At 71.7% G+C, this 18,137-nt stretch carries 16 protein-coding genes; 9 read left to right on the top strand and 7 right to left on the bottom strand.

Translation table 11 applies throughout. The features are described 5' to 3' along the window. The first annotated feature begins 68 nt into the window (after positions 1-68). Complete coding sequence (locus RNL97_RS27060) at positions 69-1,526, top strand: catalase (RefSeq protein WP_313751297.1); 1,458 nt, start codon at positions 69-71, stop codon at positions 1,524-1,526. Between the two features lie 531 nt (positions 1,527-2,057). On the opposite strand, the gene RNL97_RS27055 is transcribed toward RNL97_RS27060, so the two are convergent. Next, positions 2,058-2,603 (bottom strand): TetR/AcrR family transcriptional regulator, encoded by a 546-nt coding sequence (locus tag RNL97_RS27055; RefSeq protein WP_032765784.1) that lies wholly within the window; start codon positions 2,601-2,603, stop codon positions 2,058-2,060. A 105-nt stretch (positions 2,604-2,708) separates the two neighbouring features. Between RNL97_RS27055 and RNL97_RS27050 the strand changes: the two genes are divergently transcribed. Continuing rightward, positions 2,709-3,458: an alpha/beta fold hydrolase gene (locus RNL97_RS27050; RefSeq protein WP_030585237.1), complete on the top strand. Its 750-nt coding sequence runs from the start codon at positions 2,709-2,711 to the stop codon at positions 3,456-3,458. A 73-nt stretch (positions 3,459-3,531) separates the two neighbouring features. Here the strand turns inward: RNL97_RS27050 and gcl are convergent, their stop codons facing one another. After that, positions 3,532-5,316 (bottom strand): glyoxylate carboligase, encoded by a 1,785-nt coding sequence (gene gcl / locus RNL97_RS27045; RefSeq protein WP_313751296.1) that lies wholly within the window; start codon positions 5,314-5,316, stop codon positions 3,532-3,534. Positions 5,317-5,576: 260 nt separating this feature from the next. Here gcl and RNL97_RS27040 point away from each other — a divergent pair, with 260 nt between their 5' ends. The 3 genes from RNL97_RS27040 (at position 5,577) to RNL97_RS27030 (ending at position 7,206) form a co-directional block, all read left to right on the top strand. Further along, entirely contained in the window at positions 5,577-6,287 is a 711-nt protein-coding gene (locus RNL97_RS27040) for a hypothetical protein (RefSeq protein WP_030585232.1), read from the top strand. A gap of 82 nt (positions 6,288-6,369) precedes the next feature. Further along, positions 6,370-6,999 carry a GNAT family N-acetyltransferase gene (locus RNL97_RS27035; protein ID WP_313751295.1) on the top strand — a complete coding sequence of 210 codons (630 nt, stop codon included), beginning with the start codon at positions 6,370-6,372 and terminating at the stop codon, positions 6,997-6,999. A 9-nt stretch (positions 7,000-7,008) separates the two neighbouring features. Further along, complete coding sequence (locus RNL97_RS27030) at positions 7,009-7,206, top strand: hypothetical protein (protein WP_030585228.1); 198 nt, start codon at positions 7,009-7,011, stop codon at positions 7,204-7,206. Between the two features lie 27 nt (positions 7,207-7,233). On the opposite strand, the gene RNL97_RS27025 is transcribed toward RNL97_RS27030, so the two are convergent. Both RNL97_RS27025 and RNL97_RS27020 read right to left on the bottom strand, forming a co-directional pair. Then, positions 7,234-8,841, bottom strand: a complete 1,608-nt coding sequence (locus RNL97_RS27025) for an AMP-binding protein (RefSeq protein WP_030585225.1) — start codon at positions 8,839-8,841, stop codon at positions 7,234-7,236. Continuing rightward, positions 8,838-10,514: an AMP-binding protein gene (locus RNL97_RS27020; RefSeq protein ID WP_313751294.1), complete on the bottom strand. Its 1,677-nt coding sequence runs from the start codon at positions 10,512-10,514 to the stop codon at positions 8,838-8,840. Before RNL97_RS27020 ends, RNL97_RS27025 begins: the two co-directional genes overlap by 4 nt. A 129-nt stretch (positions 10,515-10,643) precedes the next feature. Here RNL97_RS27020 and RNL97_RS27015 point away from each other — a divergent pair, with 129 nt between their 5' ends. Beyond that, positions 10,644-11,486, top strand: coding sequence for a response regulator transcription factor (locus tag RNL97_RS27015; RefSeq protein ID WP_243315671.1), 843 nt, complete (start codon positions 10,644-10,646; stop codon positions 11,484-11,486). Between the two features lie 45 nt (positions 11,487-11,531). On the opposite strand, the gene RNL97_RS27010 is transcribed toward RNL97_RS27015, so the two are convergent. Next, complete coding sequence (locus RNL97_RS27010; protein WP_030585214.1) at positions 11,532-12,674, bottom strand: winged helix DNA-binding domain-containing protein; 1,143 nt, start codon at positions 12,672-12,674, stop codon at positions 11,532-11,534. Positions 12,675-12,793: 119 nt separating this feature from the next. On the opposite strand from RNL97_RS27010, the gene RNL97_RS27005 reads away from it, so the two are divergent. Beyond that, on the top strand, positions 12,794-13,666 hold the full coding sequence (locus RNL97_RS27005) for a DMT family transporter (protein ID WP_313751293.1): 873 nt from the start codon (positions 12,794-12,796) through the stop codon (positions 13,664-13,666). A gap of 9 nt (positions 13,667-13,675) precedes the next feature. On the opposite strand, the gene RNL97_RS27000 is transcribed toward RNL97_RS27005, so the two are convergent. Both RNL97_RS27000 and RNL97_RS26995 read right to left on the bottom strand, forming a co-directional pair. Continuing rightward, positions 13,676-14,728, bottom strand: coding sequence for a glutathione S-transferase family protein (locus tag RNL97_RS27000; protein WP_030585208.1), 1,053 nt, complete (start codon positions 14,726-14,728; stop codon positions 13,676-13,678). Beyond that, a complete protein-coding gene (locus RNL97_RS26995) occupies positions 14,725-16,224 on the bottom strand; it encodes an MFS transporter (RefSeq protein WP_313751292.1) in 1,500 nt (499 codons plus the stop codon). Before RNL97_RS26995 ends, RNL97_RS27000 begins: the two co-directional genes overlap by 4 nt. Positions 16,225-16,353: 129 nt before the next feature. Here RNL97_RS26995 and RNL97_RS26990 point away from each other — a divergent pair, with 129 nt between their 5' ends. Together RNL97_RS26990 and RNL97_RS26985 are read left to right on the top strand one after the other, a co-directional pair. After that, positions 16,354-16,749, top strand: a complete 396-nt coding sequence (locus tag RNL97_RS26990) for a VOC family protein (RefSeq protein ID WP_030585204.1) — start codon at positions 16,354-16,356, stop codon at positions 16,747-16,749. A gap of 179 nt (positions 16,750-16,928) precedes the next feature. Further along, entirely contained in the window at positions 16,929-17,999 is a 1,071-nt protein-coding gene (locus RNL97_RS26985) for a glycoside hydrolase family 5 protein (RefSeq protein WP_030585202.1), read from the top strand. The last annotated feature ends 138 nt before the right edge of the window (positions 18,000-18,137 follow it).

Raw genomic sequence — 18,137 nt, 5'->3', positions numbered from 1 at the left:
CGTTCTCTCCGCGGCGAATCTACGCTCCTCAAGCCGTCAGCAGCTCGTACGAAAGGTCATCCCGCCACATGGCTAAGCGTGTGCTCACGACCGAGTCAGGCGCCCCGGTCGCCGACAACCAGAACTCCGCCACCGCCGGTGTCGGTGGACCGATCCTCCTCCAGGACCAGCACCTCCTGGAGAAGCTCGCCCGCTTCAACCGTGAGCGCATCCCGGAGCGCGTGGTGCACGCCCGCGGTTCCGGTGCGTACGGCTACTTCGAGGTGACCGACGACGTCACGGGCTTCACCCGCGCCGACTTCCTCTCCCAGGTGGGCAAGCGCACCGAGACGTTCATCCGCTTCTCCACCGTCGCCGACTCGCTCGGCGGCGCGGACGCGGTCCGCGACCCGCGCGGCTTCGCCCTCAAGTTCTACACGGACGAGGGCAATTACGATCTGGTCGGCAACAACACCCCGGTGTTCTTCATCAAGGACCCGGTCAAGTTCCCCGACTTCATCCACTCGCAGAAGCGCGACCCGTTCACGGGCAGGCAGGAGCCGGACAACGTCTGGGACTTCTGGGCGCACGCCCCCGAGGCGACGCACCAGATCACCTGGCTGATGGGCGACCGCGGGATCCCCGCCTCGTACCGTCACATGAACGGCTACGGCTCGCACACCTACCAGTGGACGAACGCCGAGGGCGAGGCCTTCTTCGTCAAGTACCACTTCAAGACCAACCAGGGCGTGCGGTCCCTCTCCGCCGACCAGGCCGCCGAACTCGTCGGCAAGGACGCCAACTCGCACCAGACGGACCTGCTCCAGGCCATCGAGCGCGGTGTCAACCCGTCCTGGACGCTGTACGTCCAGGTGATGCCGGCCGCCGAGGCCGCGGACTACCGGTTCAACCCCTTCGACCTCACCAAGGTGTGGCCGCACGCGGACTACCCGCTCCAGCGGGTCGGCCGGCTGGTCCTGGACCGGAACCCGGACAACGTCTTCGCCGAGGTGGAGCAGGCCGCGTTCTCCCCGAACAACTTCGTGCCCGGCATCGGTCCCTCCCCGGACAAGATGCTCCAGGGCCGGCTGTTCGCCTACGCGGACGCGCACCGCTACCGCCTGGGCGTCAACCACACCCAGCTGCCGGTGAACGCGCCGCGCACGGCCGTGGTCGACAACTACGGCCGCGACGGGCTGCACGCGACGCGCAACGGCTCGCGCCACGACAAGAACTACGAGCCGAACTCGTACGCCGGTCCGGCGCAGACCGACGCGGCGCTCGCCGCGCCGCTCGCGATCCACGGCTGGACGGGCACGCACGAGGCGCCCGCCCACGCCAAGGACGACGACTTCTTCCAGGCGGGCGAGCTCTTCCGGCTCATGTCGGAGGACGAGAAGGGCCGCCTGGTCGCGAACATCGCCGGAAGCCTCTCGCAGGTCACCCGCGACGATGTGATCGAGAAGAACCTCGCCCACTTCCACGCCGCCGACGCCGACTACGGCAAGCGCGTGGAGGAGGCCGTCCGCGCCCTGCGCGAGGACTGAGCCTCCCCCGGATCCCTGCCCGTACCGCGTACCCGGATGAGGGGTGTCGCGCGGTGGGGGCAGGACGACGAGGCCGCGGCGGCTGTGCGATGCCAGTGCGGTGGTGAAGGCCCGGGGACCGTCTCCTGACCTGAAGGAGACGCCCTCGCCCGGGCCGATCGCCGCCGCCGCGGTCCCTGTCACCCCCTGAACGAGGGCGTGGAGTACGGATACGGTCCCGTACTCCACGCCCTTCTGCGTGCCCGCACCCTCATCTCCAGCCCGTCTCCTCGCGATGGGCCGAGCCCGGAAATCCAGCCCGTCCGGCGTTTGAGGACGGAACCCTCGCGCATTTCCAGCCCGTCCGGCGTTTGAGGACGGAAGCCTCGCGGTGGTGGGCCCGCACCCTCCGTGTAGGGACAGGGGGATTCGCCGCCCGAAGGGTTTCAGGCCCACCCGCCCCAGGGTTCCGTCCTCAAACGCCGGACGGGCCGGGATTGACGCGGGCCGCCCTCAAGCGCGGCACGGCAGGCTGGAATGACGGGCCCACGCTCAAGCGCCGCGCGGCGCCAAGCCGCCCCGCAGCAAAGCAAGATACGCATCGGCAGCCGCCCCCCTCCGCTCCACCGGATGCTCCCCCACCGCATGCACCAGCCCGCACAGCAGCTTCAGCAGATTCTCACCGGTGAGAGCGGGGACCGGGCGCACCAGCCCGAGCAGCCGGGAGACCGCCGCGACCAGCTCCCCCTTGGCCCGGCTCAGGGACTCCGTCTCGTCGGACCCGGTGATCAGCACGTCGATGAGACCGGGCCGGGCCAGGGCCGCCGCGAGGGCCGCGCGCAGAAAGTCCACAAGGGCCGAGGCGGGATCGGGCCGCCCGTGGGCCTCCTCGGCCGCGTCGGTTAGCCGGCGCACCTCCTCCTCCAGGACGCTCTCCAGCATCGCCCGCTGCGTGGGGAAGACCCGGTAGACCGTCCCCACGCCCACACCCGCCCTGCGCGCGAGTTCATTGAGGGTGAGACCGGTCTCCCCGTCGGCAACGGCCCGCCGGGCCTCGTCGAAGACCTTCTCCCTGTTGCGTACGGCGTCGGCCCTCATCGCACCCCTCCTCGGCACCTCTCCCGGACAACCGATGTGGATAACCTATCAGCTCGCTGCTACGGTCAAGTGGATAGGTAATCCACTTCTCTGTCAGGAGCCGTCATGACCGTCGTGTTCGTCCACGGGGTGCCGGAAACCCCCGCCGTCTGGAACGCCCTCCGGGAGCGGATCGACCGCCCCGCCCTGGCCCTGCGGCTGCCCGGCTTCGGCAGCCCCCGACCGGCCGGCCTGGTGGACAAGGAGGCGTACGCCGCCTGGCTGGCGGACGAACTGCGGGCGCTCGGCGGACCGGTGGACCTGGTCGGCCACGACTGGGGGGCGCACCTGGCGATGCGGGTCGTCTCCGCGTACGACGTTCCGGTGCGCAGCTGGGTCTCGGACGTGGCCCACGGCTGGCACCCCGACTACCGGTGGCACGAGGCGGCCGTCCTCTTCCAGCAGAGCCCGCAGGGCGAGGAACTGCTCGCGTCGCTGCGCGCCGACTCCCCCGGCAGCCCGTCCTTCGGCGACTTCCTGCGCCCCCGCGGGATGAGCGCCGAACTGGCGACCGAGGTCGACGCCGTGCACGACGAGGTGATGAGCGCGGCCGTCCTCGCGCTCTACCGGTCGGCCCGGCCCCACCTCCACGCCGACTGGGGCCGGGAGTTCGACGGCCCCGCCCCGGCGCCCGGCCTCGTCCTCGTCCCGACCGGCGATCCGATGGCGCAGCCCGCGCTGGACCACGAGGTGGCCGCCCGCCTCGGAGCGCGGACGGAGGAACTGGACGGGCTCACCCATTACTGGATGCTCCAGGACCCCGACCGGGGAGCGGAGGCGCTGGAGCGCTTCTGGGCGGCGTGCGACACCCGCTGAACACGAACGCATGAGAGGGCCCTTGCCCCGGAGGTGTGCTCCGGGGCAAGGGCCCTCGTGGGTGACGGGTCCGTCAGGACGCCGTCAGGGGGCGGATCGCCGTCGGGGCGTGGGACGGGTCCGTCGCCAGGTCCTCGAACTCGTTCACCGAAGCGATGTCGGTCCCGCTCATCGCGATGTTCGTGACCCGCTCCAGGATCGCCTCGACGACCACCGGCACCCGGAACTCCGCCGCCAGCTTCTTCGCCTCCTCGAAGGCCGGCAGCAGCTGGTCGGGCTCGGTGACCCGGATCGCCTTGCAGCCGAGGCCCTCGACGACCTTGACGTGGTCGACGCCGTAGACGCCCAGCTCCGGGGAGTTGAGGTTCTCGAACTCCAGGTTGACCTGGAAGTCGATGTCGAAGTTGCGCTGCGCCTGGCGGATCAGCCCCAGGTAGGAGTTGTTCACCAGGACGTGGACGTACGGAATACGGTGCTGCGCACCCACCGCCAGCTCCTCCAGCATGAACTGGAAGTCGTAGTCGCCGGAGAGGGCGACGACCGTGCCCTCCGGGTCGGCGGTGGCGACGCCCAGCGCGGCCGGGATCGTCCAGCCCAGCGGACCCGCCTGGCCGCAGTTGATCCAGTGGCGCGGCTTGTAGACGTGCAGCATCTGCGCGCCCGCGATCTGGGAGAGGCCGATCGTGGTGACGTAACGGGTCTCGGGGCCGAACGCCCGGTTCATCTCCTCGTACACGCGCTGCGGCTTGAGCGGCACGTTGTCGAAGTGCGTCTTGCGCTGGAGGGTCGCCTTGCGCTCCCGCGTGGAGGCCGCCCAGGCCGAGCGGTCCTTCAGTCCGCCCGCCGCCTTCAGCTCGCGCGCCACCTCGACGAAGAGCTCCAGCGCGGCCTTGGCGTCGGAGGCGATGCCGAGGTCCGGGGCGAAGATCTTGCCGATCTGGGTGGGCTCGATGTCGACGTGGACGAAGGTGCGGCCCTGGGTGTAGACGTCCAGCTTGCCGGTGTGGCGGTTGGCCCAGCGGTTGCCGATGCCGAGGACGAAGTCGGATTCCAGGAAGTTCGCGTTGCCGTAGCGGTGCGAGGTCTGGAGGCCCACCATGCCGGCGTTCAGCTCGTGGTCGTCGGGGAGGATGCCCCAGCCCATCAGGGTCGGGACGACGGGGACGCCGGTCAGCTCGGCGAACTCCACGAGCAGCTCGGACGCGTCGGCGTTGATGATGCCGCCGCCCGCGACGAGCACGGGGCGCTCCGAGGCGTTCAGCATCTGCACGGCCCGCTCGATCTGCTTGCGGGAGGCCGCGGGCTTGTGCACCGGGATGGGCTCGTACAGCTCGGGGTCGAACTCGATCTCGGTGAGCTGGACGTCGATCGGCAGGTCGATGAGGACCGGTCCCGGACGGCCGGTGCGCATCAGGTGGAAAGCCTGCTGGAAGACGCCGGGGACCTGCGCCGCCTCCAGGACCGTGGTCGCGGCCTTGGTGACCGGCTTGGCGATCGAGGCGATGTCGACGGCCTGGAAGTCCTCCTTGTGCAGGACCGCCGTCGGCGCCTGGCCGGTGATGCAGAGGATCGGGATGGAGTCGGCGATGGCGGAGTACAGCCCGGTGATCATGTCGGTGCCCGCCGGACCCGACGTACCGATGCAGACGCCGATGTTGCCGGCCTTGGCCCGGGTGTACCCCTCCGCCATGTGGGAGGCACCCTCGACGTGGCGGGCCAGCGTGTGGTCGACCCCGCCGGAGGCCCTGAGGGCCGCGTAGAAGGGGTTGATCGCCGCGCCCGGAACGCCGAACGCGTTGCTGACGCCTTCGCGCTTCAGGATCTCAACTGCCGCTCGGGCAGCGGTCATACGAGGCATGGAAGCTCCTGCTCGGGATTGGTGGAGTCGGGCTCTGTCGCGCCACCTGAGAGCACCAATTCCGCATTACGGAAACTCAGTTCTGCTATATGGAAGCAATCTAGAAGCTGGGGCGATCGCAGTCAAGGGCGCGCACCGCCGCACGCACCGCATGAAGTACGTCGATCCCCTCCCCGGAGCCCCGCTCCTGGTGGACGATGGTGTGACGAGCCAGGCACGGTGCGGAGTCGGCCGCACGACCGTGCCGGAGGGAGACGAACGTGGAGTCCGTGCCGGTCCGGTGCCCCCAATGCAACCGGGACCACGCCTACAGCACCCCGGCATACCCCTGCCCGTGCGGCATGCCCACCGCCCCGCCGCTGCTCCCCGACGCCCCGGCGGTCCGGGTCGGCCACCGCAGCTGGAACGACGTCTGGGTCACCGTCCGCTGCTCGTCCTGCGCCCGCGAGGACCAGTGGCCGCAGCCCGAGCTGTGCTGCCCGTGCGGCACCGTCCTGCGGATACCGGTGCGCCCGGTGGCCACCGCCCCGTCCCCCGCCGCACCGGTCCCGCCGGCCCACATCCCCCTGCCGCGTACGGCCGCGCACCCGCGCCCGGCGTTCCGCCCGATGACGATCCGTACGGGCCACGACGCGGTGACGACGGCCGGCCTCTACCTGAGCTGGCTCGGCTACCGGGACGTCGGCCGGCCCGGCGTGGCCCCGGCCTCCGGCATCGATCTGCGGGGCGACGGGGTCATCGCCCGGGTCGACTCCAGCACCCGACCGGCGACGCTGCGCGCGGTCGAGACCCTCTGGCTCAACGCGCTGGGCACCTCGGCGACCGGGGTCTTCTTCTCCCTCGCGGGGTACGCCCCCGACGCCCGGGCCCGCGCGGACGGCGTCGGCCTCCCGCTCTTCGTCCTGGACCTCACGGGCACCCCGCAGCCGGTGAACAGCCCTGCCGACGAGCTGGTCGGCACCGGCGCCTGAACGAACGAACCGGGCCTGGCCCAGGTAGCCGGATCCGGCCACCCGCGTACCGGTCCGGCCTCCGGCGCGGCACACTGAGTACATGCGTATCCGCTCCGCCAGACGCTCCGATCTCCCGGTGCTCCAGGACATCGAGCGCGCCGCAGGGGAACCGTTCCGCGCCCTCGGCATGGCCTTCGTGGCCGACGACGATCCGCCCCCGCTCGACCTGCTGGAGAGCTACCGGCAGGCAGGCCGTTGCTGGGTGGCCACCGACCCCCTCTCCGCCACCGGCGACCGGCCGCTCGGCTATGTGCTCGCCGATCCCGTCGACGACGCCTTGCACATCGAGCAGGTCTCGGTCGACCCCGCCGCCGCCCGCCGGGGCATCGGGCGGGACCTGATCGTCCACCTCGCCGCCCTGGCCGCGCGGCGGGGCATGACGGCGCTCACCCTGACCACCTTCACCGACGTGCCGTGGAACGCCCCGTACTACGCCAGGATCGGCTTCCGGGTCCTGGCCGAGCACGAACTCACCGACGGGCTCCGCGCGATCCGCGCGGAGGAGGCCCAGCACGGCCTCGACCGCTGGCCCCGGGTCTGCATGCGACGCGAACTGTCGGCCGTCCCCCGGCCGTCGAAGGCTCCGAAGCCCGCGAAGACCCCACCGGTTCCGGACACTCCGGGGGCCTCGGACGCTTCGGGGGCCCTCGCTGTCAGTGGTGGCCCTTAAACTGTGCGCATGGCATTACTCCCTGACGGCTCCCACCCCGCAGACCGCCCCGCGCCCGCCGCCGAGCAGGCCAACGAGGCCATCCGCGCGCTCGTCGACGCCACCGGACCGGACTGGTCCGCGGTGGAGGCGGCGACGTACGAGGTGCTGCTCATCGAGTGGGCGGCGGCGACGCGGGGCGACCCCGACATCATCGAAGCCGCCTGATCGCCCGTCCCGCCCGGCCGCCCCTGCTCAGTCCGCGTACGTCTCGCGCAGTTCGATCTTGCGGACCTTGCCGCTGACCGTCATCGGGAAGGTCTCCAGGATCCGCAGCCTGCGCGGGATCTTGTAGTGCGCGAGCCTCTCCCGGCAGTGCTCGGTGAGCTCATCGAGGGTGGGCGGGTCGGCCGGGTCCCGGGGGATGACGCAGGCCAGGATCTCCTCGCCGTAGCGCTCGTCCGGGACCCCGACCACCTGCACGTCGGCGATCTTCGGGTGGCCGTGCAGGAACTCCTCGATCTCCCTCGGGTACACGTTCTCGCCGCCGCGGATGATCATGTCCTTGATCCGGCCGACGACCTGGACGTAGCCGTCCTCGCCCATGACCGCGAGGTCGCCCGTGTGCATCCACCGCCCGGCGTCGATCACCTCGGCGGTGCGGTCGGGCTGGTCCCAGTAGCCGAGCATCACGCTGTAGCCCCGGGTGCGCAGTTCGCCCGAGCTGCCGCGCGGCAGCGTGACGCCGGTGACCGGGTCGACGACCTTGACCTCGATGTGCGGCAGCACGCGTCCCACCGTGCCGGTGCGGCGCTCCAGGTCGTCGTCGCGGCGGGTCTGGGTGGAGACGGGTGACGTCTCCGTCATCCCGTAGCAGATGGACACCTCGGCCATGTGCATCTCGGCGACGACCCGCTTCATCACCTCGGCCGGGCACGGGGAACCGGCCATGATCCCGGTGCGCAGCGAGGAGAGGTCGTACGCGGCGAAGTCCGGCAGGTTCAGTTCGGCGATGAACATGGTCGGCACCCCGTACAGCGAGGTGCAGCGCTCCTGCTGGACGGCGGCCAGCACGGCGGCGGGTTCGAAGGAAGGACCGGGGATGACGATGCAGGCGCCGTGCGAGGTGCAGGCGAGGTTGCCCATCACCATGCCGAAGCAGTGGTAGAAGGGCACCGGGAGGCAGACCCGGTCCGCCTCGGTGTAGGCGATCGTCTCCCCCACGAAGTAGCCGTTGTTGAGGATGTTGTGGTGGGAGAGCGTCGCTCCCTTGGGGAAGCCGGTGGTGCCCGAGGTGTACTGGATGTTGATCGGGTCGTCGCAGGACAGCTCCGCCTCACGGGCGGCCAGTTGTTCGCGCGTGGTGGCGGGGGCGGCTGCGGTCAGCTCCGCCCAGGACGGGTCGCCGATGTAGTGGACGGCCCGCAGGCCGGGGCAGTTGCCGCGGACCTCCTCCACGAGGGCGCGGTAGTCGCTGGTGCGGTGCGCGAGCGAGGCGATCAGCAGGGAGATGCCCGCCTGCTTCAGGACGAACTCCACCTCGTGGGCGCGGTAGGCCGGGTTGACGGTGACCATGACGGCCCCGATCCGGGCCGTGGCGTACTGGACGAGCACCCACTCGGGGCAGTTGACCGCCCAGATGCCGACCCGGTCGCCCTTCGCCACCCCCGACGCCATCAGGGCCCGGGCCAGTTCGTCGACGTCCGCGACGAACTCCGTGTACGTCCAGCGCCGGCCCGAGGCCACGTCGACCAGGGCCTCGCGGTCGCCGTGCGCGGCGGCCGTCCGATCGAGGTTGCGGCCGATGGTGTCGCCGAGCAGGGCGGTGTCGCCCACGCCGTGTGCGTACGAAAGCAGGCTCATTTCAGGTCTCCCTCGTCGAACTCGGCGCCGGTGCCCAGGGCGGTGCGTTCGCGGAGTTCGATGCGGCGGATCTTGCCCGAGACGGTCTTGGGCAGCTCCGCGAACTCCAGCCTGCGGATGCGTTTGTACGGGGCGAGGACCGCCCGGGAGTGCTCGAAGAGGATCCTGGCCGTGTCCGGCCCCGGCTCCCAGCCCTCCGCGAGCACGACGTACGCCTTCGGGACGGCGAGGCGGAGCGGGTCGGGGGCGGGTACGACGGCGGCCTCGGCGACCGCCTCGTGCTCCAGCAGGGCGCTCTCCAGCTCGAACGGCGAGATCTTGTAGTCGGAGGCCTTGAACACGTCGTCGGCGCGGCCGACGTAGGTGATGTAGCCGTCCTCGTCGCGGGCGCCGATGTCCCCGGTGCGGTAGTAGCCGCCGGCCATCGCCTCGGCCGTGCGGTCGGGGTCGCCGTGGTAGCCGGTCATCAGCCCGACTGGACGGTCGAAGAGGTCGAGGGCGATCTCCCCCTCCGCCGCCCCGGGCTGCCCGGTCACCGGATCGAGCAGTTCGACGGTGAAGCCGGGGCTCGGGCGGCCCATGGAGCCGGTCTTGAGGGGCTGGCCGGGGGTGTTGGCGACCTGGACGGCGGTCTCGGTCTGTCCGAAGCCGTCCCGGATGGTGACGCCCCACTCCCGCCGGACCGTCTCGATGACCTCCGGGTTCAGCGGCTCCCCGGCCGCGACGACCTCGCGCGGCGGGGTGGCCAACCGGCTCAGGTCCGCCTGGATGAGCATCCGCCAGACCGTGGGCGGAGCACAGAAACTGGTGATGCCCGAGCGGTCCATCTCGGCCATCAGCCGGCCCGCGTCGAAGCGGGTGTAATTGAAGATGAAGACGGTGGCCTCGGCGGTCCACGGGGCGAAGAGGTTGGACCAGGCGTGCTTGGCCCAGCCGGGCGAGGAGATGTTCAGGTGTACGTCGCCGGGCTTGAGGCCGATCCAGTACATCGTCGCCAAGTGGCCCACGGGATAGGACACATGGGTGTGCTCGACCAGCTTGGGGCTGGCGGTGGTGCCCGAGGTGAAGTAGAGCATCAGCGGTTCGTCCGCGTCCGTCTCCCGCCCGGGCGTGAACGCGGCGGGCGCCTCGGCCGCCTCCGCGTACGGCAGCCAGCCCGCCACCTCCTCGCCGACCGCGATCCGGGTGTAGCGGCCGGGGACCTCGTCGAACTTCGCGGTGTCCGCGTCCCGCACCAGCACGTGGCGCACCCGGCCGCGCTCCACCCGGTCACGCAGGTCGGCGGGGCCGAGCAGCGGGGTGGCGGGGATGACGACGGCGCGCAGCTTCATCGCGGCGAGCGCGGTCTCCCACAGCTCGACCTGGTTGCCGAGCATCACGAGGATGCGGTCGCCCTCCCGTACGCCCTGCGCCTTCAGCCAGTTGGCGGCCCGGGCGGAGCGTTCGGACATCGCGGCGAAGGACACCTCGGTGCGCCGGCCGTCCTCCTCCACGATGTGCAGGGCGGTGCGGTCGTTGTTCTCGGCGATGACGTCGAACCAGTCCAGCGCCCAGTTGAAGTGGTCCGCCCTCGGCCAGCGGAAGCCGGCGTACGCCCGCTCGTAGTCCTCGCGGTGCTCCAGCAGGAAGTCCCGGGCGGCCCGGAACGTCTCGGTCGCGCTGGTTGCCGACATGTGCCCTCCTCGTTACGGACCGGTCGCCTAACATCATGTAAACAGTGACCCAGGTCTCACCACCCCCGGACGGGGGTGGTCCTCTCCTCCGTCCGGAGGGCTGCGCGGGCCGGGTGGAGGGGCGTCGGAGTGCCGGAAGCGGTCGATGCGGTGGAGATGCAGGCAGCGCTGCTGAGGCTGCGCCGCACGAGCGGACTCCCCGTGGTGTTCGGCGGACTGCTGTCGGACGCGCGCCACGCACGGATCGCCGAGCTGAACGGGGCGCAGACCAGCGCCCTGCGGGGTCTCGTCATCTCCGCCGGGAGCGGCCTCGGCGGCAAGGCCATCGCCCTGTCCCGGCCCTGCGCGGTGACGGACTACGCCTCCTCCCGCCACATCAGCCATGAGTACGACGCGGCGGTGGCGGCGGAGGGCTTGCGTTCGGTCGTCGCGGTCCCCGTGGTCGTGCGGCGTGCGGTGCGGGGCGTGCTGTACGGGGCTCTGCGTACGCCGGTCACGCTCGGCGACCGGACCTTCGACGCGGTGGTGGCGGCGGCCCGTGATGTGGAGCAGTCCCTGGCGGTACGGGACTCGGCGCGGCAGTTGCTGGCGGCGGGCCGGGAGCGGGTGAGCGGTTCGGACGCGGTGCCGTGGGCGTGGGAGGACGTACGCGAGGCCCACCGCGACCTGCGCGCCCTGGTCCCGAGGGTTGTCGACCCGGCCCTGCGCGACGAGCTGCTGGAGGTCTGCGGGCGGCTCGCCTCGGCGTCGGGGGTCAAGGCGCCCGCGGCCCGGCAGGTCCGCCTCGCCCCGCGCGAGGTGGACGTGGTGGCGTGTGTGGCGGCGGGCGCGACGAACGCGGCGGCGGCCGAGCGGCTGGGGCTGCGGCCCGAGACGGTGAAGGGGTATCTGCGGTCCGCGATGCGGAAGCTGGGGGCGCACACCCGGCTGGAGGCGGTGGTGGCGGCCCGCCGGGCGGGGCTGCTGCCCTGACCCGCGGGCCGCCGGGGTCTCGGCGCCCGAGGACTCTCGGTGCGCTCAGTCCCCGAAGTCCAGGAACGTGCCGAACCGGACGTCGTGGTCCGTCGCGTCCGTCATCACCGTCAGCATCCGCCCCGCCTCCTCGGTGATCTCCGTACGCTCCGCGCGGGTCGGTTTCCGCAGCGGCTGCACGGTCAGGATCGCGGTGCCGCCCTCGTGGTCGACGCGCCAGAGGGCGTCGAGGAATCCGTCGACGAGGACACTCCCGTACGTCTGGTTGCCCTTCCCGTTGCGCCCCTGGTTGCCCTCGGGGATGACGCGGGTGCGGTCGGCGTGGCCGAGCAGGACGTTGTCGAACTCGGGCAGGAAGCGCGGTGGGGCCGGGGTGTCCGGGGCGGGGCGCGGGGCGTCCGGGAGGTCGAACAGCTCGACGCCCCGCTCGTCGCGGAAGGCGAGCAGCCCGGGCCGCAGCCGTTCGAAGACCTCCTTGGTGCGGGTCAGGCCCGCCCACGACTGGAAGTCCATCACCGATGCGGGGCCGAACGCGCCCAGGTAGCGCAGCACGGTGGCGTCGAGCGTGGGCGTCGGCGCGGGTTCGGCGGACCGGCCGAGCCAGTGCTCGACGGTGGTCAGGGCCACCTGTCCGCTGCGGCCCCACAGTCCGCGCGGGGTGACCTGGACCAGGGGCAGCAGACAGCGGGCGGCGACGGAGAGCGCGAGGGGTTCCGCGTCCGGCCAGTGGGTGAGCAGTTCCTCGCGCAGTTCCCCCAGCGTGCGCGGACGCTCCGCGACGAACTCCTCGGTCACCGCCGCCAGCCGGTCCAGGTCCACCCCTTGCAGCCCGCGCCGGAAGCTCCTCAGCTCCCGGTCGCGCGGCGCCCGCACCAGCGGGCCCAGGGTGAGCGCGTCGTCCGCCGTATGGGTGTGGAGGGTGGAGCGCAGGGAGACGGTCCGGACGGCCTCCCGGGACTCCATCAGGGCGGACAGCTCCTCCGGGTCGAAGTCCGCGAGCCGGGCGTACAGCTGGAAGTACGGGGGCTTGGTGTTCTGGGCCTGGAGCCCGACGAGATGGGCGACCGCGTCCTTCGCGGACATCGGTGACCGGCGCAGCAGGAGCTGCCGGTCCAGGGTCGCCCGGTTCAGCGCCCGGGTGGAGAGAACGGCGGGCGGTGCGGCGGGGCGGTGCGTCTTCGCGGCCATGGTCCGCACGCTACCGGGGCTTGCGGTCGGATACGGTCCGCAAGCGGTGGAGTACGTGCGTTACGCCCACCGGACCTCCGCGCCGCGCGCCCCGGGCGGGCCGCCGCCATGATGGGCCGGTGATCAGTGTTCTGTTCGCCGTCCTGACCGCCCTCAGCAACGGTTGCGCCTCGGTGCTCCAGCGCCGGGCGGCGATGGAGGTGCCCGACAGCGAGGCGATGCGGCTGTCGCTGATGACCCGTCTGATGCGGCAGAAGGTGTGGCTGGCGGGGATCGGGCTGGTGATCGTGGCGGCGGTCTGCCAGGCGATCGCGCTGGCCACCGGGCCGATCGCGGTGGTCCAGCCGATCTTCGTGATCGAGCTGCCGCTGACCCTGCTGGTCGCCGGTCTGGTGATGCGGGTGCGGGCGGACGCGGCCGTCTGGTCCGGGGTCTCGGCGGTCACGGCGGGCCTGGCGCTCGGTATGGCGGCGGCGGCCCCGGTCGAGGGCAGCGACACGGTGGAGGGCGTCGCCTGGATTCCGGCGCTGCTGGTGACCGGGGTGTTCGAGGCGGGGCTGATCGTCGCCGCGCTCCGCACCCGGGGCAACCTCCGGGCGGCGCTGCTGGGCCTGGCCGCCGCGTGCGGGTACGCGCTGACGGCCGCGCTGATGAAGGACGCGATGGCGAACCTGGACGTCGGCGGGGTGGTCGCGCTGCTGGCGTCCTGGCAGCTGTACGCCACGGCGGCGGCCGGGGTGGGTGCGCTCTTCCTGCTCCAGAACGCCCTGCAGGCGGGCAGTCTGGTGGCCGTGCAGCCGATGCTGACGCTGGGGGACGCGCTGATCAGCATCCTGTACGGGGTGACGCTGTTCGACGAGGAGCTGCGGACCGGGTGGTGGCTGCTGCCCGAGCTGGTCGCGCTGGCCCTGATCGCCACGGGCTGCGTGCGCCTGGCCCGTACGCCGCTGGCCAGGGGCACGCTCGCGCCACCACCGGCCGCCCCTCGCTGAGCGCCCCGGTCAACGGGAAGCGGGCGGGGTGACCCGTTCGCCCTCCGGTACCGGGCCCGGGGGCGTGCCGTCGCCGAAGGGGCGGCCGCCGAGCTGTTCGCGGTGGTGCGGGGTCGTCCAGCCGGAGAGGTCGGGTCCGGCGGGGACGATGCCGGTCGGGTTGATGCCCGTGTGCACCTGGTAGTAGTGCCGCTTGATGTGGTCGAAGTCGACCGTGTCGCCGAATCCGGGCGTCTGGTAGAGGTCGCGGGCGTACGCCCACAGGACGGGGTCCTCGGTCAGCTTGTTCCGGTTGCACTTGAAGTGGCCGTGGTAGACGGGGTCGAAACGGACCAGGGTGGTGAAGAGGCGGATGTCGGCCTCGGTGATGGTGTCGCCGACCAGGTAGCGGCGGTCGGCGAGCCGGGCGGAGACCTGGTCCAGGCGGGCGAAGAGGGCGGCGTACGCCTCCTCGTACTCCCGCTGCGAGCTGGCGAACCCGCACTTGTAGACGCCGTTGTTGATGTCCCGGTAGATGCCCTCCACCACCTCGTCGATCTCCGCGCGCAGCGGTGCGGGGTAGAGGTCGGGGGCGCCGGGCCGGTGCAGCGCGGTCCACTCGGTGGCGAGGTCGAGGGTGATCCGCTGGTAGTCGTTGGTGACGAGCTGCCCGCTCGGTACGTCCACGATCGCGGGCACGCTGACACCGCCGGGGTAGTCGCGCTCCCGGGCGTCGTAGGCCTCGCTGAGGTGGTGGATGCCGAGGACGGGGTCCTTGCCGTCCGGGTCGAGGGTGAAGCGCCAGCTGCGGTCGTCCTGGATCGGGTCGGCGACGGCGAGGGAGAGAGCGTCCTCCAGGCCGAGGAGCCTCCGGGAGACCAGGGCCCGGCTCGCCCACGGACAGGCCCGGCTGACGACGAGCCGGTAGCGGCCGGGTTCGACGGGCCGGCCGTCGCGGCCGTCCGCGGTGATCCGGTCGGGGAAGTGGCTCTTGGACCGCTTGAACGGCTTGTGGCCGTAGGAGTCGTTGCCGCCGCTCCCGGCGCCGTCGTCTCCGGTGGCGTCCGTGGTCGTGTCGTTCATGCCGTGCTCCTCGATGCGTCGGTGTCCTGTCGCTCGTTACGTCGTCTGCCCCGCCGGCCCGCCCCGACATCGGCCACCGCCACGATCAGGGCGGCCAGGACGAAGGCGACGGAGACGATGAGCCCGTGGTCGTACGCGTCGGCCCAGCCGTCCGGGCCGACCTGGGCGAAGAACACCGCGCCGACGGCGGCGATGCCGATCGCGGAGCCGACCCGCTGGCCGGTCTGCAGGGTGCCCCCGGCGCTTCCCGCCTGGTGGACCGGGACCTCCGCCAGCATCAGGGTCTGGTTCGGGGCGATGACCAGCCCGCTGCCGAGGCCGGCGAACAGCAGCGGGGCGGCCATGGCCCAGCCCGCACCGGGGCCGGGGACCAGGTGGACGGCGAGGGCGGTGCCCGCGAGGCCGAGCGCGACCATGGCCAGGCCCGCCACCACCAGCGGGCGGCCGAAGCGGCCGACGAGCCGGCCGCCGATGGACGCGGCGACGCCGGAGCCGAGGGCGAAGGGGGTGATCGCGAGTCCGGCCAGGAGCGCGGAGTAGCCGAGGCCGGACTGGAGGTAGAGGGTCGTGACGAAGAAGATCGAGGTGAACCCGGCGAAGTAGAGCAGGATCAGCAGACAGCCCAGCCAGTAGGAGCGCAGCCGGAACAGCGACAGGTCCAGGACCGGCTGGACGCGTCCGCCCGTGCACCGCGACTCCCAGGCGGCGAACGCGGTGAGCAGGGCGGCGGCCAGGGCGAGCAGCAGCCATTTCGTGTTGCCGGGCCACTGCTGGGCCTGGACGAACGGCAGCAGCAGGGCCAGCACCCCGGCGCCCAGGAGCAGCACGCCGAAGGGGTCCAGGTCGCGAGGGCGGACCCGGGTCGCGGAGGGGGTGTCGGGCAGCAGCCGGTGGGCGAGCAGGAGGCAGACGACGCCGAGCGGGAGGTTGACGTAGAAGACCCAGCGCCAGCCGTGCTCGGCTCCCGCGGCCTGGATGAGCAGTCCGCCGAGCAGCGGTCCGACGGCCGTGGAGATGCCGACGACCGTGCCGAACATGCCGAAGGCCCGGCCGCGCTCGCGCCCGGAGAACATCTGCTGGATCAGGGCGGAGATCTGCGGGGAGATCAGGCCGCCCGCGATGCCCTGCACCAGACGGGCGATCACCAGCCACAGGCTGGACTGGGCGGCTCCGCAGGCGGCGGAGGCCAGGGTGAAGAGGGCGAGTCCGGCCATGAAGACCGCCCGGCGGCCCCGCGCGTCGCCGAGGCGTCCGGCCGGGATGAGGAAGAGGCCGAAGGCGAGGGCGTAGCCGGAGAGCACCCATTGGAGGTCGGACTCGGGGGTGTTCAGGCCCTCCCGGATGGAGGGGAGGGCGACGTTGACGATGGAGACGTCCAGCAGGGTCATGAAGCCCGCGACCAGGCAGACGGCGAGTGCCTGCCAACGCCGGGGGTCGGGGCCGTCCGGGGCGGCGTCGCCTCCGGTCTGCCCGGGCTGGGCCGTGCTCCGTGCCATGGTTCGCACCTTAGGTCGCGTGGGGTGTTTCCTCATCCGGGACGCGGCCGCACCGGTGGCCCGGATTCCGGTTTTCCGGGACGGCTCCGGCCCGGCGTGGCCACGCCCGCCGGGGGTACCCGTTCCCGCATGACTGTGGAGAAAACGAGCGTCCTCGTCCTTGACTGTGCCGAGCCCATGGAGCTGGCCGAGTTCTACGCCGGTCTCTTCGGTGCCGAGACCCGGATCGGCACCGACCCCGACTTCATCGAGGTCGTCGGCAACGACGGCGTCCGGCTGGCGATCCGCCGCGACCACGGCTACGCCCCGCCGAGCTGGCCGCGTCCGGAGGATTCGCAGCAGTCGCATCTGCGGATCCTGGTGGCGCGCGAGGACATCGACGAGGCCGAGCGGGAGGCGATATCCCTGGGCGCCCGGCCCGTCGACACCGGCGACAGCAACAGCGGGCCCCGGGACGTGCGGGTGTACGCCGATCCGGCGGGGCACTCGTTCTCGCTGGCGGTCTATCCGCTGCCGACGGGCTGAGCCGCGCCGGGGCGCACCCGGGGCGGGTGCTTGGCGGAAGGGCCTCCAACCGGCCCTTCCGCCAAGCGCGTTTAACAGGAAGGAAAGTTGCCCATCCCCGTTGACGTCAATTGGTAGGAACCTTTACTTTCAGTTCTGCCGACATGGCGCCTCCCACCCCCTCCGAAGGGAGCACCACCATGCACCAGCGCCCCACTCCCCCCACCGTCACGCCCGGCCGTCGCAGGATGGCCCGCAAGGCCCTGCTCGCCGCGTCCGCGCTCGGTGTCGTCACCGCGCTGATGGCTCCCGTCCGCGCCGGAGCCGCACCGGCGCCCGCCGCTCCCACCGCCGCCACCCCGCTCGCCGCCAACGGGCAGCTCTCGGTCTGCGGCCGTCAGCTGTGCAACGCCTCCGGCCAGGCTGTGGCGCTCAACGGCATGAGCACGCACGGCACCCAGTGGTACGCCCAGTGCGTCACCGGCGGCTCGCTCGACGCGCTCGCCCAGGACTGGCGCTCCGACGTGCTGCGCGTCTCCACCTACGTGCAGGAGGGCGGATACGAGACGGACCCGGCCGGATTCACCGCCCGCGCGCAGAAGTTCGTCGACGCGGCGCACGCGCGCGGCATGTACGCGGTGATCGACTGGCACATGCTGAGCCCGGGCGATCCGAACGCGAACCTGGCGCGGGCCAAGACCTTCTTCACGGCGATGGCGAAGAAGTACAAGAACCACCCGGGCGTGCTCTACGAGATCGCCAACGAGCCCTCGGGGGTGAGCTGGTCGGCCATCAAGTCGTACGCCGAGCAGATCATTCCGGTGATCCGGGCCCAGGACCCCGACGCGGTCGTGCTGGTCGGCACGCGTGCCTGGTCGTCCTTCGGGGTGTCCGAGGGCGCAAACGAGTCGGAGGTCGTGAACAACCCCGTCAACGCCTCGAACATCATGTACACCTTCCACTTCTACGCGGCCTCGCACCGCGAGGAGTACCTGAACACGCTCGACCGGGCCTCCGACCGACTGCCCGTGTTCGTCACGGAGTTCGGAACGCAGAACTACGCGGGCGAGGGCGCCAACGACTTCGCCATGTCGCAGCGCTACCTCGACCTGATGAAGCGCAAGAAGATCTCCTGGACCAACTGGAACTACTCCGACGACCACCGCTCCGGCGCCGTCTTCAAGACCGGCACCTGCAACGGCTCCACCTGGGCGGGCACCGGGGTCCTGAAGGAGGCCGGGGTCTGGATCCGCGACCGTATCCGTCAGTGACCGGGTTCCGCCTCGACCGCCGCCGATCGGGCGGGGCGGAGACCTCCGTGACGCGCCCGGTTGCGGACCTCTCCAGGTCCGCAACCGGGCGCGTTGTCGTCGTCCTCACCGTGGATACGCGGGGAATTAACCTCCAGT

Source organism: Streptomyces parvus, assembly GCF_032121415.1.
In the GTDB taxonomy this organism is placed as follows: domain Bacteria; phylum Actinomycetota; class Actinomycetes; order Streptomycetales; family Streptomycetaceae; genus Streptomyces; species Streptomyces globisporus_A.
Note: the sequence above shows the minus strand (reverse complement) of the source record. Positions and strands in the feature narration are given on the sequence as shown.

Excerpts from the sequence above, each read along its gene's own strand:
- RNL97_RS26995 (WP_313751292.1), bottom strand. The coding sequence starts at position 16,224 with ATGGCACGGAGCACGGCCCAGCCCGGGCAGACCGGAGGCGACGCCGCC.
- RNL97_RS27050 (WP_030585237.1), top strand. The coding sequence starts at position 2,709 with ATGACCGTCGTGTTCGTCCACGGGGTGCCGGAAACCCCCGCCGTCTGG.
- RNL97_RS27030 (WP_030585228.1), top strand. The coding sequence starts at position 7,009 with ATGGCATTACTCCCTGACGGCTCCCACCCCGCAGACCGCCCCGCGCCC.
- RNL97_RS26985 (WP_030585202.1), top strand. The coding sequence starts at position 16,929 with ATGCACCAGCGCCCCACTCCCCCCACCGTCACGCCCGGCCGTCGCAGG.
- RNL97_RS27055 (WP_032765784.1), bottom strand. The coding sequence starts at position 2,603 with ATGAGGGCCGACGCCGTACGCAACAGGGAGAAGGTCTTCGACGAGGCC.
- RNL97_RS27020 (WP_313751294.1), bottom strand. The coding sequence starts at position 10,514 with ATGTCGGCAACCAGCGCGACCGAGACGTTCCGGGCCGCCCGGGACTTC.
- RNL97_RS27025 (WP_030585225.1), bottom strand. The coding sequence starts at position 8,841 with ATGAGCCTGCTTTCGTACGCACACGGCGTGGGCGACACCGCCCTGCTC.
- gcl (WP_313751296.1), bottom strand. The coding sequence starts at position 5,316 with ATGCCTCGTATGACCGCTGCCCGAGCGGCAGTTGAGATCCTGAAGCGC.
- RNL97_RS27010 (WP_030585214.1), bottom strand. The coding sequence starts at position 12,674 with ATGGCCGCGAAGACGCACCGCCCCGCCGCACCGCCCGCCGTTCTCTCC.
- RNL97_RS27000 (WP_030585208.1), bottom strand. The coding sequence starts at position 14,728 with ATGAACGACACGACCACGGACGCCACCGGAGACGACGGCGCCGGGAGC.
- RNL97_RS27035 (WP_313751295.1), top strand. The coding sequence starts at position 6,370 with ATGCGTATCCGCTCCGCCAGACGCTCCGATCTCCCGGTGCTCCAGGAC.
- RNL97_RS27060 (WP_313751297.1), top strand. The coding sequence starts at position 69 with ATGGCTAAGCGTGTGCTCACGACCGAGTCAGGCGCCCCGGTCGCCGAC.
- RNL97_RS26990 (WP_030585204.1), top strand. The coding sequence starts at position 16,354 with ATGACTGTGGAGAAAACGAGCGTCCTCGTCCTTGACTGTGCCGAGCCC.